Raw genomic sequence first — 14,486 nt, 5'->3', positions numbered from 1 at the left:
CTGGGCGCGTGGGGCCACCACCCCCGCGCCGCCGTTCTCACCCGATCTGGTCAGGAGTGGTGTTAACCATCTGACCAAATCGGCCGCGACTAAGCGTCAACCCGCGGGATGCACTCGATGTACGCCTCCGGTATGACACCGCGCACGATCCGCTTCCCCCACCCGTAGGGGATGCGGTCGCACCGAGGTAAGGGTCCGTCCGGGTGACGGAGGCGGAGATTCCCGGCTGCTGCCGGACACCGGGATGGCCTGGTTGCCGAGACGGGAGCGGGGAACGGGGGCGGGAGCAGGAGGGTGTCCGGGGACGGGCGGGCAGGACCCGGCCCGCTGGGCGGACCACGGGCTCAGCCCCACCCGAAGGACCGCGGGCTCAGCCCGCCCGGTCGACCACCGCGTCGCAGAGTTCGAGGAGCGCGTTCTTGGCGTCGCGCTCGGGCAGCGGCGCCAGCGCGGACCTGGCCTCCTCCGCGTACCGCAGGGCGTCCCTGCGGGCCTGCTCCAGCGCCGGGTGGGCACGCAGCCGGGCCAGTGCCTCGGCGTGCCGTGCGTCGTCGGTGAGGTCGGAGTCGAGCAGCTCGGCGAGCTCCACGTCCTCCGGGAGGCCGAGTTGCCGCACCCGCTCGTGCAGCCGGAGCACCGGCAGCGTGGGGATGCCCTCACGCAGGTCGGTGCCGGGCTTCTTGCCGGACTCGCAGGTGTCGGAGGCGATGTCCAGGACGTCGTCGGCGAGCTGGAAGGCGACGCCGAGCCGCTCCCCGAACTGCGTCATCACGTCCACGACGGTCTCGTCGGCGCCCGACATCATCGCGCCGAAGCGGCCCGAGACCGCGATCAGGGAGCCGGTCTTGCCGCCGATCACGTCCAGGTAGTGCTCGACCGGGTCACGGCCGTCGCGCGGGCCCGCGGTCTCCAGGATCTGGCCCGTGACCAGGCGCTCGAACGCCTCGGCCTGGATACGGACGGCCTCGGGGCCGAGGTCGGCCAGTATGTGGGAGGCCCGGGCGAACAGGAAGTCGCCCGTGAGGACGGCCACCGAGTTCCCCCACCGGTTGTTGGCGCTCTCGACGCCACGGCGCACTTCCGCCTCGTCCATCACGTCGTCGTGGTACAACGTCGCCAGGTGGGTCAGCTCGACCACCACGGCGGACGGCACCACACCCGGCGCGTACTGGTCACCGAACTGGGCGGCGAGCATCACCAGCAGCGGGCGGAACCGCTTGCCGCCCGCGTGCACCAGGTGCTGGGCGGCCTGCGTGATGAACGGGACCTCGCTCTTGGTGGCATCGAGCAGGCCCTCCTCGACAGCCGCCAACCCGGCCCGGACATCGGCTTCGAGAGCCTGGTCCCGCACGCTCAGCCCGAAGGGCACGGTGACGGTCACGAGGGTTCTCCTGTCTGCTGACGATCACAAGGTCAGTCACATGGTTTGTCGATGTGTCGCTGCTCCCACTCAAGTCAGCGTATCCGGTCCACTTTCGATCAGAGTGAGCGCCTGCCCGACCAGTGCGGACGGCATGCGACCGGCGAGGGTTGGTTTTCGATCAGCTCATCCGACTGCGCTCCTCGCGTTCCCAGGTCGGACCCATTCCGAACCTCGCCCTGCGTGCGGATGTGCGCCCGGCCTCCGGGGACCGATGTCACCCACGCACCTGCACCCGTCCGGGCTGTCGTAGCGCCTCGGGGGGCAGGGCCACCGGCCGCAGGGCACGGCCGCCGGTGGGCCCCCGGGAGGCGACGGCACGGCTCGGGAGCGGGGCGCGCACGAGCGGACCGACAGCCTGCCACGAGCAGGGGCGGCGCACGAACGGGCGGACCGCGCCCTGGAGCGCCCCCTCATCCGTACAATCGTTCGAGTATCACGGCGATCCCGTCGTCCTCGTTCGAGAGCGTGATCTCGTCCGCTACGGCCTTCAGCGCCGGGTGAGCGTTCGCCATCGCAACGCCGTGGGCGGCCCAGGCGAACATGGGGATGTCGTTCGGCATGTCCCCGAACACGATGGCGTCCTCGGGGCCGAGCCCCAACCGCTGAGCCGCCGCCGCGAGCCCGGTGGCCTTCGTCACCCCGAACGGCTGGAGTTCCACCGTGTCCGGGCCCGCCATCGTGACCGTGACCAGATCGCCGACGACACCGCGTGCGGCCACCACCAGCTCCTCGTCGGACAGCTCGGGGTGCCGCACCAGCACCTTGTTGATCGGCGCGGTCCACAGGCCGAGCCGGGCCCCGACCCGGGTGGCGGGCAGCGTGGGGTGCGGCATGCGGTAGCCGTGCTCGGCGAGGGTGAGGCCGTCGGCCGCGGACTGGTTGACCGCCACGTGGACCAGGCCGACCTCCGCCTCGATCTTGCCGAGCGCGGTCTCGGCGAGATCCCGGTCGAGGGTGAGCGAGCTGAGCATGGTCTCGGTGCCCGTGTCGTAGACCTGGGCGCCCTGCCCGCAGACCGCCAGGCCCCGGTAGCCGAGGTCCGCCAGCAGCGACCGCACCTGGGGCACCGGGCGGCCGGTGGCCACGATGTGCCGTGCGCCGGCCTCGGCGGCCCGAGCGAGGGCGGCCCGGGAGCGGCGCGAGACCGTGTCACCGGCGCGCAGCAGCGTGCCGTCGAGGTCGGTCGCGATCAGCGCGTACGGCTGCGGGGTGAGCATGATCCAAGGATACGGAGAGCACACCAACGGGCAGGTCAGCGCGTGGACTTAACGGGGCCCCGGGACCCCGGGCCGCGGCCTCCTCCCGGGGGGACAGCCCACCGGTGCGCGCACACGCGCCTACCGCCAACTGCGCGCCCCCGGGGCCCACTCCCCGCCGGGCCTGGGCCCACGCGCGCCCTTTCACGCCCGGGTGCGCGGCCGGTGGCGCTGCCCCGGTGGGGCCGGTGGCCCGTGGCTGCTGGTACCCGCCGTACGGCCGGTGCCGGCACCACCCGGTGCCCCGTTAACGTGTGGCCCACCCACACGGAAAGCGAGGCGCACCGATGTCCGAGCAGACCCCGCTCGACCTTGCCGAGGGCGACCCCTTCGGACCGCACAACCTCCCGTACGGAGTGTTCACGCCGGCCGGTTCCGCCGAGCGCCGGGTCGGTGTCCGGCTCGGCTCCTCCGTGCTGGACGCCGGGGCCGCCGCGGCCGTGCTCGGCTCCCCGTACGCCTCGCTGCTCGCCCAGCCGTCGCTCGGCCCGCTGCTGGCAGCGGGCCGCACGGCGTGGCGGGACGTGCGGCGCGCGCTGACCGCCTGGGTGACGGTGCCCGCGCACCGCGAGTCCCTGGCGGACCTGTTCTTCCCGCTCTCCACGGTCACGCTGCACCTGCCGTTCGAGGTCGCGGACTACGTCGACTTCTACTCCTCCGAGCACCACGCCCGGCACCTCGGCTCGATCTTCCGCCCGGACGGCGAGCCGCTCACGCCCAACTGGAAGCACCTGCCGATCGGCTACCACGGCCGCGCCGGCACGGTGGTGGTCTCCGGCACGGACGTCACCCGGCCGAGCGGCCAGCGCAGGGCACCCGACGCGGGGGACGCGGCGCCTCTGTTCGGGCCCTCGACCCGGCTGGACATCGAGACCGAGGTCGCCTTCGTGGTGGGCGTGCCGTCCGCGCTCGGCACGCCTGTGCCGCTGAGCGCCTTCCGCGACCACGTCTTCGGGTTGTGCCTGCTCAACGACTGGTCGGCGCGGGACATCCAGGGCTGGGAGAACGTTCCGCTCGGGCCGTTCCTCGGCAAGTCGTTCGCCACGTCGCTCTCCGCGTGGGTCACCCCTCTGGAGGCGCTGGACGCGGCGCGCGTCGCACCGCCGGAGCGCGACACTCCCCTGCTGCCGTACCTGGACGACGGCGGCGAGGGCCTCGCGGACGAGCCCGGCGGCTACGACCTGCGGATCTCCGTCGAGATCAACGGCCAGGTGGTCGCCGAGCCGCCGTTCGCCGCCATGTACTGGACGGCGGCCCAGCAGCTCGCCCATATGACGGTGGGCGGGGCGAGCCTGCGCACCGGCGACCTCTACGCCTCCGGGACGGTCAGCGGGCCCGAGCCCCGTCAGTACGGCTCGCTCATCGAGCTGACGTGGAACGGGCGCGAGCCGCTGTCCCTGCCCGGCGGCAGCCGGACCTTCCTTGAGGACGGAGATGAGGTCGTCCTCGGCGGGTGGGCGCCCGGGCCGGACGGGACCCGGGTGGGGTTGGGGGAGGTTCGGGGGCGGATCGTGGCGGCGGGCGACTTCGGGGCCTGAGGGGTTCGCATTCGCACATTGCCGAATTGCCGGGGTGGGTGGGTGTGCGGCCGGCCGCGGGCTCGCTGGCCGGCGGGCTCGCTGGCCGTGGGGCTCACCCCGGATGCCCCCGCACAGGCACGTCGTGGCTGGTCGCGCAGTTCCCCGCGCCCCCTTCAAGGCGCTACCGCGCCCACCCTCGCGGGCAGCGGCCCGCCAGCGACCAACCGCCAGCCCGCAGGCCCGCCACTACCACATCTGCCCCCTCCTGCCGGTGGCGACCCGCGCGTCTCGTCACGGCCGGTCGCGCAGTTCCCCGCGCCCCCTTCAAGGCGCTACCGCGCCCACCCTCGCGGGCAGCGGCCCGCCCGCCGCGACCACATCAGACACCTCCCGCGCTCGCCGACCCGCACCTCTCGTCGTGGCCCCGCGCCCCCTTCAGGGGCGCCTAGCCGGCTTCTGCCAGGACCTCCAGTACTCCCTCTCCGTACGTCATGAGTTTCTTCTCACCCACGCCGCTGATGCCGCCCAGCTCCGCCAGGGTCGTGGGGCGGGTTGCGGCGATTTCTCGGAGGGTGGCGTCGTGGAAGATCACGTAGGCCGGGACTGCGTTCTCCTTGGCCTGGGTGGCGCGCCAGGCGCGTAGGGCCTCGAAGAGGGGCATGGCCTCCTCGGGGAGGTCGACGACCGCGGCCTTCGCACGCTTCGCGCCCTTCTCCCCGCGGCCCGATCCGGTGCCGCCCCGGGACGTCGTGGGCCGCTTCGGCTCCCTGCGCAGCGGGACCTCACGTTCGCGGCGCAGGACCGTGCCGCTGGTGTCCGTCAGCACCAGGGTCCCGTAGTCGCCCTCGACGGCGAGGAGTCCCTGGGCCAGCAACTGCCGTATGGCGCCACGCCACTCGGCCTCCGTCAGGTCCTCGCCGATGCCGAACACCGAGAGCTGGTCGTGGTCGAACTGGATGACCTTGGCCGTCCTGCGGCCCATCAGGATGTCGATGATCTGCCCGGCGCCGAACTTCTGCCGGCGCTCGCGCTGGAGCCGCACGACCGCGGACAGGACCTTCTGCGCCGCCACCGTGCCGTCCCAGGTCTCGGGCGGGGTGAGGCACGTGTCGCAGTTGCCGCACGACGGCTTCTCGGGGTCCTGGCCGAAGTACGCGAGGAGCTGGCCGCGGCGGCACTGCACCGTCTCGCACAGCGCGAGCATCGCGTCCAGGTGGGAGGCTGCCCGCCGCTGGAACGCCTCGTCCCCCTCGCCGGACTGGAGCAACTTGCGCTGCTGGACGACGTCCTGGAGGCCGTACGCCATCCAGGCGGTCGACGGCAGGCCGTCACGGCCCGCGCGGCCCGTCTCCTGGTAATACCCCTCGACCGACTTGGGGAGGTCCAGATGCGCCACGAAGCGGACGTCGGGCTTGTCGATGCCCATGCCGAAGGCGATGGTCGCCACCACGACCAGGCCCTCCTCGCGCAGGAAGCGGGACTGGTGGGCGGCGCGCGTCCCGGCGTCCAGGCCCGCGTGGTACGGCACGGCCTCGACGCCGTTGGCGCTCAGGAACTCCGCCGTCTTGTCGACGCTGCTGCGCGAGAGGCAGTAGACGATGCCCGCGTCACCCGGGTGCTCCTCGCGGAGGAACGCCAGCAACTGCTTCTTGGGGTCGGCCTTGGGCACGATCCGGTACTGGATGTTGGGCCGGTCGAAGCTCGCCACGAAGTGCCGGGCGGCCGGCATGCCCAGGCGCTGGGTGATCTCCTCGTGGGTGGCGTGCGTGGCGGTGGCCGTGAGGGCGATCCTCGGCACGTCGGGCCAGCGCTCGCCCAGCAGGGACAGAGTCAGGTAGTCGGGCCGGAAGTCGTGGCCCCACTGGGAGACGCAGTGCGCCTCGTCGATGGCGAAGACGGAGATCTTGCCACGCCCCAGCAACTCCAGCGAGGTGTCCAGGCGCAGCCGCTCCGGAGCCAGGTAGAGCAGGTCGAGCTCGCCGGCGAGGAACTCCGCCTCGACCACGCGGCGCTCGTCGAAATCCTGTGTCGAGTTGATGAAGCCGGCGCGCACACCGAGCGCCCGCAGGGCGTCGACCTGGTCCTGCATCAGGGCGATCAGGGGTGAGACGACCACGCCCGTACCGGGCCTGACCAGCGCCGGGATCTGGTAGCAGAGGGACTTGCCGCCACCGGTGGGCATCAGGACGACCGCGTCACCCCCATCGATCACATGATCGATGACCGCTTCCTGCTCGCCCCGGAAGGAGTCGTACCCGAAGACGCGGTGGAGCGTGGCCAGCGCCGCGCTCCGTGCCTCTGCCTCGGCGCCCGGCCCGGCCGCCACCGGCCCCGTCGCGGCCGGCCCTCGCACGCTCCGCCCGTCGGCCCTCGGCTCATCCCCGCCCCGCCCGTGCCCGCCGGAGTCCGGCCCGTCGGCGCCCCAGTCCTCGGGGATCGGTCCATCAGCGGCCCAGTCCTCCGGAGGCGGCCCGTCCGCCGACCAGTCCTCCGGAACCCGGTCGTCGGCGGCCCAGTCCTCGGCATCCGGTCCGGGCGCCGTCCACACCGCGCCCCTCTCGCCCTCTTCGATCGCCACGTCCGTCCCGCCCATCGCTGCATCGCCGATCCCCCGTCCTTGCCGTGCCCACCGCGCATCCCCCGCGCCCCTCACGTCCAGCGCCGAGCACACAGCCACGATAGGGGTCCGCGCCGACACCACCCGAGTTATCCACAGGCCCACCGGCGCGCGGCCCGAACCCCGGGCGCCCCCGTCAGCGCTGGTGCGCCCCAAGCCCCGGGACCCTCGCTCGCCGCAGCCCGACCACGGCCGCCCGGTGGTGGGCACCACCGGCGCAGGAAGCCGGCCTCCACAGGCCCCCGTGGACAGCCCTCAACCGCCCCCTACGACGCTTCCGTCCAGCAGCGGCCCCAGCTCAAGGGCGACCGTCTCCAGCGGCCCCACGCCCCCCTCGGCGCGCGCCATCAGGATCGCGCCCTCCAGGGTGCTGATCATCAGCGTCGCCAGCGGCTCGGCCCGCTCGGTGGGCACGCCCATCCCGGCGAGCGCCCGCGCGACCGGGCGGCGCCAGGAGGCGAACGCGTCCCCGGCCGCCTCCCGGACCGCCGGCGCCGACCGGGCGCAGTCCACCGTCGCCGCTGCGACCGGGCATCCCGCGACGTATCCGAGCGCGTCCGCCTCGTCCGTCCACTGCCGCACCATCGCGGTGAACAGCCCGCTCGGCGTGGGCGGGTCCATGGCCGCGACGAAGCGCGCCACGCGCCCGGCCGCGTACCGGCCCGCCCACGCCAGGGCCTCGCCCACCAGCTGCTCCTTGCCACCCGGGAAGTAGTGCTGGAGCGAACCGCGGGGGGCCTCGGCATGGCCGACGACGTCCCGCAGGCCGGTCGACGTGACCCCGTCGCGCCGGATGAGCTGGGCGGCGCTGAACACCATGCGCTCCCGGGGACCGTACCGCCCGGCCGCGGACGGCCCGGGCTCCCGCTCCCGCGGGTGCGTCTCCCGTCCGGAAACCGCCATGCCGACCTCCCACCGACCACCGCGGCACCGGCCGCGCGACCCGGGCAACCCTATCGACGGCCACGACACCGCACCCTCGGCGACGGCCACCTACACCGAACGCCCAGCCGTCCGATGACCCCGACCCGGCCCGAGCAGACCCGACCCGGCCCGAGCAGACGCGACTCGGCCCGACCCGAGCAGACCCGACCCGTTCCGAGCAGACGCGACTCGGCCCGACCCGAGCAGACCCGACCGGGCCCGAGCAGACGCGACTCGGCCCGCTCCGACCGGACTCCACCCGGCCCGACCACTATGACGACCGTCGTAATCTCTCCTACTATGACAGCCGTCATAACCAGGCGACGGGTCACTCACCACACCCCACGACGGCCACAGGCACGAGACCCGCGACAGCCACTTAAACGGAACGGAACGAAGGGAAGGGACGGCAGCGTTGGAGAGGACGCAGGAGGCGCACCGCAACCCGGATGGGCCTGCCCCCACCCCCACCGTGGGCTTCATCGGCCTCGGTGTGATGGGCACCCCCATGGCGCTGAACCTGGCGCGCGCGGGCACGCCTCTGACCGTCTGGAACCGCACGCCGGAGAAGTGCGAGCCGCTCCGGGCGGCGGGCGCCGTGGTGGCCGCCGACCCTGCCGAGGTCTTCGAGCGGGCCGGTACCGTCCTGCTGATGCTCGCCGACGAACCGGCGATCGACGCGGTCCTGGGCCGCGGGACACCGGACTTCGGGGCCCGCGTCGCCGAGCGCACCGTCGTCCACATGGGCACCACGTCACCCGCGTACTCGCTGGGCCTCGAAGCCGACGTCCGCGCGGCCGGCGGCGCCTACGCCGAGGCTCCCGTCTCCGGGTCGCGGATCCCGGCGGAGGCCGGGCGGCTGGTGGCGATGCCGGCCGGGCCCCAGGAGGTGCTCCAGGCCGTGCGGCCCCTGCTGGCGCCCGTCTGCCACGAGTCGTTCGACTGCGGTCCGGTCCCGAACGGGATGGTGATGAAGCTGGCGGTGAACCTCTTCCTCATCACGCTGGTGACGGGACTCACCGAGGCGTTCCACTTCGCGGAGCGCCAGGGGTTGGACCGGGAGCTGTTCCTGACCGTGCTCGACGCGGGACCGATGGCCAGCGGCGTCTCCAGGATGAAGGCGCCCAAGCTGCTCGACGGGGACCTCAGCGCCCAGGCGGGCGCGCTCGACGTGCTGAAGAACAACCGGCTGATCGCCGAGGCCGCCAGGGCCGGCGGGCTCGCCGCGCCGCTGCTTGAGGTCTGCCACGCCCTGTTCGGCGAGACGGTGGCGCTCGGCCACGGGGATGCCGACATGATCGCCGTCCTGCACGCCATCGAGGCCCGCACGACAGCACTCCGCGACGCGTGAGGCCGAGGCAGCGGCCACCACCCCGGGGCATCCACCGCCCGTCGAACCACCCGCCACGCGCGCGTGCACCCCCCCACACACGTGAACCGCACGCGCGCGTGGACCCCACACAAACCGCACGCGCGACAAACCGCACGCGCGCGCGTGGCCCGCGCACGCACGAGGCCTCCACTCCACAGGACCCCGAACGCAGGAGGGCCCGGCCCCCGAAGGGACCGAGCCCACGGCCTACATGTGCGCCGCCGCACAGCTCAGCGCACGAACACCCCCGCCTGCCCCGCAAGGTCCAGGAAGTACTGCGGCGCGAGGCCCAGCACCAGGGTGACGATGACGCCGAGCGCGATCGCCGTGGTCGTCAGGGGGGACGGCACGGCGACCGTCGGCCCCTCCGGCTTGGGCTCGCTGAAGAACATCAGCACGATCACCCGGATGTAGAAGAACGCCGCGATCGCCGAGGAGATCACACCGATCACGACCAGGGGCGTGCCGCCGCCCTCCGCCGCCGCCTTGAACACCGCGAACTTCCCGGCGAAGCCGGACGTCAGCGGGATGCCCGCGAAGGCCAGCAGGAACACCGCGAAGACCGCCGCCACCAGCGGCGAACGCCGCCCGAGCCCGGCCCACTTGGACAGGTGCGTGGCCTCGCCGCCCGCGTCGCGCACCAGCGTGACGACGCCGAACGCGCCCAGCGTCACGAAGGAGTACGCCGCCAGGTAGAACAGCACCGACGAGATGCCGTCGGGGTTCATGGCGATCACACCGGCGAGGATGAAGCCGGCGTGTGCGATGGACGAGTAGGCGAGCAGCCGCTTGATGTCGGTCTGGGTGATGGCGACGATCGCGCCGCCCAGCATGGTGACGATCGCGACCGCCCACATCACGGGACGCCAGTCCCAGCGCAGCCCCGGCAGCACGACGTACAGCAGCCTGAGCAGCGCGCCGAACGCGGCGACCTTGGTGGCCGCGGCCATGAAGCCGGTGACGGGGGTGGGCGCGCCCTGGTAGACGTCCGGCGTCCACATGTGGAACGGCACGGCGCCGACCTTGAAGAGCAGGCCCATCACGACCATCGCGCCGCCGATCAGCAGCAGCGCGTCGTTGCCCATGGTGCCCGCGAGCGCCGGGTCGACCGTGCGGACCGTGCCGTCGATGACCTGCCCGATGGTCGCGTACGACACCGAACCCGCGTACCCGTACAGCAGCGCGATGCCGAAGAGGGTGAACGCGGAGGCGAAGGCGCCGAGCAGGAAGTACTTGACGGCCGCCTCCTGCGACATGATCCGCTTGCGGCGGGCCAGGGCGCACAGGAGGTACAGCGGCAGCGAGAAGACCTCCAGGGCGACGAACAGCGTCAGCAGGTCGTTCGCCGCTGGGAAGACCAGCATGCCGCCGACCGCGAAGAGCGCCAGCGGGAAGACCTCGGTGGTGGTGAAGCCGGCCTTCACGGCGGCCTGCTCGCCCTCGCTGCCGGGCACGGACGCGGCCTGTGCGGCGAAGGAGTCGACGCGGTTGCCGTGGGCCTCCGGGTCGAGGCGGCGCTCGGCGAAGGTGAAGACGGCGATCAGGCCGGTCAGCAGGATGACGCCCTGGAGGAACAGCGCGGGGCCGTCGACGGCGACGGCACCCATGGCCGCGATGTGGCTCTTGGTCGTGGCGAACCCGCCGGCCGCGAGGCCGATGACCGCCGCGAACGCCGCCGCCAACGCGACCACGGACACGAACACCTGGGCGACGTACCGCGACCTGCGCGGCACGAACGCCTCGATGAGGACCCCGACGATCGCCGCCGCGAGAACGATCAGGGTGGGCGACAACTGCCCGTATTCGATCTTCGGCGCGTCGATCTTCGTGATCGGATCGGCCGCCGTTGTCCACAGGCTGTGGACGGCTGTCGGACTCACTGGGCCGCCTCCACCTCGGGCTTGGGGTCCTTCTTCTGGACGTCGGACATGGTGTGGTGCACCGCCGGGTTGACGATGTTCGTCAGCGGCTTCGGGTAGACGCCGAGGAAGATCAGCAGGGCGATCAGCGGGGCGACCACCAGCAGCTCGCGCGCCTTCAGGTCGGGCATCGCGGAGACCTCCGCTTTGACCGGGCCCGTCATCGTGCGCTGGTAGAGCACGAGGGTGTAGAGCGCGGCCAGCACGATGCCGAAGGTGGCGATGATGCCGATCACCGGATAGCGCGTGAAGGTCCCGACCAGGACCAGGAACTCGCTGATGAACGGGGCGAGGCCCGGGAGCGAGAGGGTGGCGAGGCCGCCCACCAGGAAGGTGCCCGCAAGCACCGGGGCGACCTTCTGCACGCCTCCGTAGTCCGCGATGAGCCGCGAGCCCCGGCGGGAGATCAGGAAGCCGGCGACCAGCATCAGCGCGGCGGTGGAGATGCCGTGGTTGACCATGTAGAGCGTGGCGCCGGACTGGCCCTGGCTGGTCATCGCGAAGATGCCCAGGATGATGAAGCCGAAGTGCGAGATCGAGGCGTACGCCACCAGGCGCTTGATGTCCCGCTGGCCGACCGCCAGCAGCGCTCCGTAGACGATGCTGATCAGCGCCAGGACCAGGATCACCGGGGTGGCCCAGCGGCTGGCGTTCGGGAAGAGCTGGAGGCAGAAGCGGAGCATCGCGAAGGTGCCCACCTTGTCCACCACCGCCGTGATCAGCACGGCGACCGGGGCGGTGGACTCGCCCATGGCGTTCGGCAGCCAGGTGTGCACCGGCCACAGCGGCGCCTTCACCGCGAACGCGAAGAAGAAGCCGAGGAACAGCCAGCGCTCGGTGCCGGTCGCGATGTGCAGCGAGCCACTCGCCCTGGCGTGGGCGATCTCGGTGAGGGAGAAGTTCCCCGCGACCACGTAGAGCCCGATCACCGCGGCCAGCATGATCAGGCCGCCGACCAGGTTGTAGAGCAGGAACTTCACCGCGGCGTAGGAGCGCTGGGCCGCGGCGGCCTCCTCGCCGCCGTCCGCCCCGCCGGTGCCCGAACCGCGCGCGGCGCGGTCCCCGAAGCCGCCGATGAGGAAGTACATCGGGATGAGCATGGCTTCGAAGAGGACGTAGAAGAGGAAGACGTCGGTGGCCTCGAAGGAGAGGATCACCATCGCCTCGACGGCGAGGATCAGGGCGAAGAAGCCCTGCGTCGGCCGCCACCTCCTGTTCTCCGTCTCGTACGGGTCGGCGTCGTGCCAGCCGGCCAGGATGATGAACGGCATCAGCAGCGCCGTGAGCGCGAGCAGCACCACCGCGATGCCGTCCACGCCCAGTTCGTACCGGACCCCGAAGGCCCTGATCCAGGAGTGCGACTCCGTGAGCTGGTACCGGTCGCCGCCGGGCTCGAAGCGGGCCAGCACGATGGCGGCCAGTACCAGGGTGGCGAGCGAGAACAGCAGCGCCAGCCACTTGGCGGCGGTCCGCTTGGCGGCCGGCACGGCGGCCGTGGCCACCGCCCCGACGGCCGGGAGGGCCGCCGTCGCTGTCAGCAGAGGAAAGGACATCGGTATCAGACCGCCCTCATCAGCAGGGTCGCGGCCACGATGATCGCCGCGCCCCCGAACATGGAGACCGCGTAGCTGCGGGCGTAGCCGTTCTGCAGTCTGCGCAGCCGGCCGGAGAGCCCGCCGAAGCCGGCCGCCGTGCCGTTGACGACCCCGTCGACCAGGGAGTGGTCGAGGTAGACCAGCGAGCGGGTGAGGTGCTCGCCGCCGCGGACCAGCACCACGTGGTTGAAGTCGTCCTGGAGGAGGTCGCGGCGGGCCGCCCGGGTGAGCAGCGAGCCGCGCGGGGCGACCGCCGGCACCGGACGGCGCCCGTACTGGAGGTAGGCGATGCCCGCGCCGACCACCAGCAGGACCATCGTGGCGATGGTGACCGTGCCGGCGCTGACCGGGGAGTTGCCCTCCTGGTGCCCGGTGACCGGTTCCAGCCAGTGCAGGAAGCGGTCGCCGATGCCGAAGAAGCCACCGGCGAAGACCGAGCCGAAGGCGAGCACGATCATCGGGATCGTCATCGACGAGGGCGACTCGTGCGGGTGCGGCTCGTGGCCGGCCGCATCCTTCTCCCAGCGCTTCTCGCCGAAGAACGTCATGATCATCACGCGGGTCATGTAGTACGCCGTGATGGCCGCGCCCAGCAGCGCGGCACCGCCGAGGATCCAGCCCTCCGTGCCGCCCTTGGCGAAGGCCGCCTCGATGATCTTGTCCTTGGAGAAGAACCCGGACAGGCCCGGGAAGCCGATGATGGCGAGGTAGCCCAGGCCGAACGTGACGAAGGTGACCGGCATGTGCTTGCGCAGGCCGCCGAACTTCCGCATGTCCACTTCGTCGTTCATGCCGTGCATCACGGAGCCGGCGCCGAGGAACAGCCCGGCCTTGAAGAAGCCGTGCGTCACCAGGTGCATGATCGCGAAGACGTAGCCGATCGGGCCGAGCCCGGCGGCGAGGATCATGTACCCGATCTGGCTCATGGTCGAGCCGGCCAGCGCCTTCTTGATGTCGTCCTTGGCGCAACCGACGATCGCACCGAAGAGGAGCGTGACCGCCCCGACCACGGTGACGGCGAGCTGGGCGGTGGGGGCGGCGTTGAAGATCGCGCCGGAGCGGACGATCAGGTAGACGCCCGCGGTCACCATCGTCGCCGCGTGGATCAGGGCCGAGACGGGCGTCGGGCCCTCCATCGCGTCCCCGAGCCAGGACTGCAGCGGCACCTGGGCCGACTTGCCGCACGCGGCGAGCAGCAGCATCAGGCCGATGGCCGTCAGCTTGCCCTCGCCCGTGTCGTCCACCGAGCCCAGCACCGGGCCGAAGGCGAAGGTGCCGAAGGTGGTGAACATCAGCATGATGGCGATCGACAGGCCCATGTCGCCGACGCGGTTGACCAGGAACGCCTTCTTCGCGGCGGTGGCGGCGCTGGGCTTGTGCTGCCAGAAGCCGATCAGCAGGTACGAGGCGAGGCCCACGCCCTCCCAGCCGACGTACAGCAGCAGGTAGTTGTCGGCGAGGACCAGCAGGAGCATGGCCGCCAGGAACAGGTTCAGGTAGCCGAAGAAGCGGCGGCGCCGCTCGTCGTGCTCCATGTACCCGATCGAGTAGATGTGGATCAGGGTGCCCACACCGGAGATCAGCAGCACGAACGTCATCGACAGCTGGTCGAGCTGGAAGGCGACGTCCGCGTGGAAACCGCCCACCGGCACCCAGCTGAAGAGGTGCTGGTGGAGCGACCGGTCGTCGGGGGACTTGCCCAGCAGGCCGGAGAAGAGCACCACGCCGATGACGAAGGAGACACCGGCCAGCAGGGTGCCGATCAGATGACCGACCCGCTCCAGCCGCCGCCCGCCGCACAGCAGGACGGCCGCTCCCAGCAAGGGCGCTGCGATGAGCAGCGCAATCAGGTTCTGCACG

General features: G+C 72.0%; 9 protein-coding genes. 2 read left to right on the top strand and 7 right to left on the bottom strand.

What is annotated here, in order from left to right:
• Positions 1-370: 370 nt before the first annotated feature.
• A complete protein-coding gene (locus tag Sm713_RS02310; protein WP_212908034.1) occupies positions 371-1,381 on the bottom strand; it encodes a polyprenyl synthetase family protein in 1,011 nt (336 codons plus the stop codon).
• A gap of 452 nt (positions 1,382-1,833) precedes the next feature.
• Positions 1,834-2,640, bottom strand: coding sequence for an HAD family hydrolase (locus Sm713_RS02305; RefSeq protein WP_212908033.1), 807 nt, complete (start codon positions 2,638-2,640; stop codon positions 1,834-1,836).
• A 326-nt stretch (positions 2,641-2,966) separates the two neighbouring features.
• Here Sm713_RS02305 and fahA point away from each other — a divergent pair, with 326 nt between their 5' ends.
• Positions 2,967-4,217 (top strand): fumarylacetoacetase, encoded by a 1,251-nt coding sequence (fahA, locus tag Sm713_RS02300; protein WP_212908032.1) that lies wholly within the window; start codon positions 2,967-2,969, stop codon positions 4,215-4,217.
• A 427-nt stretch (positions 4,218-4,644) separates the two neighbouring features.
• Here fahA and recQ read toward each other — a convergent pair whose 3' ends face one another.
• Positions 4,645-6,792, bottom strand: coding sequence for a DNA helicase RecQ (gene recQ / locus Sm713_RS02295; RefSeq protein ID WP_374195948.1), 2,148 nt, complete (start codon positions 6,790-6,792; stop codon positions 4,645-4,647).
• Between the two features lie 279 nt (positions 6,793-7,071).
• Positions 7,072-7,635 (bottom strand): TetR/AcrR family transcriptional regulator, encoded by a 564-nt coding sequence (locus Sm713_RS02290; RefSeq protein WP_212911720.1) that lies wholly within the window; start codon positions 7,633-7,635, stop codon positions 7,072-7,074.
• Between the two features lie 520 nt (positions 7,636-8,155).
• Between Sm713_RS02290 and Sm713_RS02285 the strand changes: the two genes are divergently transcribed.
• Entirely contained in the window at positions 8,156-9,091 is a 936-nt protein-coding gene (locus Sm713_RS02285) for an NAD(P)-dependent oxidoreductase (protein ID WP_283249754.1), read from the top strand.
• 251 nt (positions 9,092-9,342) lie between these two features.
• On the opposite strand, the gene nuoN is transcribed toward Sm713_RS02285, so the two are convergent.
• From nuoN to nuoL, 3 genes are read right to left on the bottom strand one after another with little or no spacing between them, the layout of a single operon-like run.
• Entirely contained in the window at positions 9,343-10,992 is a 1,650-nt protein-coding gene (gene nuoN, locus Sm713_RS02280; protein WP_212908031.1) for an NADH-quinone oxidoreductase subunit NuoN, read from the bottom strand.
• Positions 10,989-12,584 carry an NADH-quinone oxidoreductase subunit M gene (locus tag Sm713_RS02275; protein ID WP_212908030.1) on the bottom strand — a complete coding sequence of 532 codons (1,596 nt, stop codon included), beginning with the start codon at positions 12,582-12,584 and terminating at the stop codon, positions 10,989-10,991. The genes nuoN and Sm713_RS02275 overlap by 4 nt, the downstream gene beginning before the upstream one ends.
• A 5-nt stretch (positions 12,585-12,589) precedes the next feature.
• A complete protein-coding gene (gene nuoL / locus Sm713_RS02270; RefSeq protein WP_212908029.1) occupies positions 12,590-14,485 on the bottom strand; it encodes an NADH-quinone oxidoreductase subunit L in 1,896 nt (631 codons plus the stop codon).
• Position 14,486 lies beyond the last annotated feature (1 nt).

The organism is Streptomyces sp. TS71-3 (assembly GCF_018327685.1).
GTDB lineage: Bacteria > Actinomycetota > Actinomycetes > Streptomycetales > Streptomycetaceae > Streptomyces.
The sequence above is the reverse complement of the archived record's forward strand: the minus strand, read 5'-3'. Positions and strand labels throughout refer to the sequence as shown.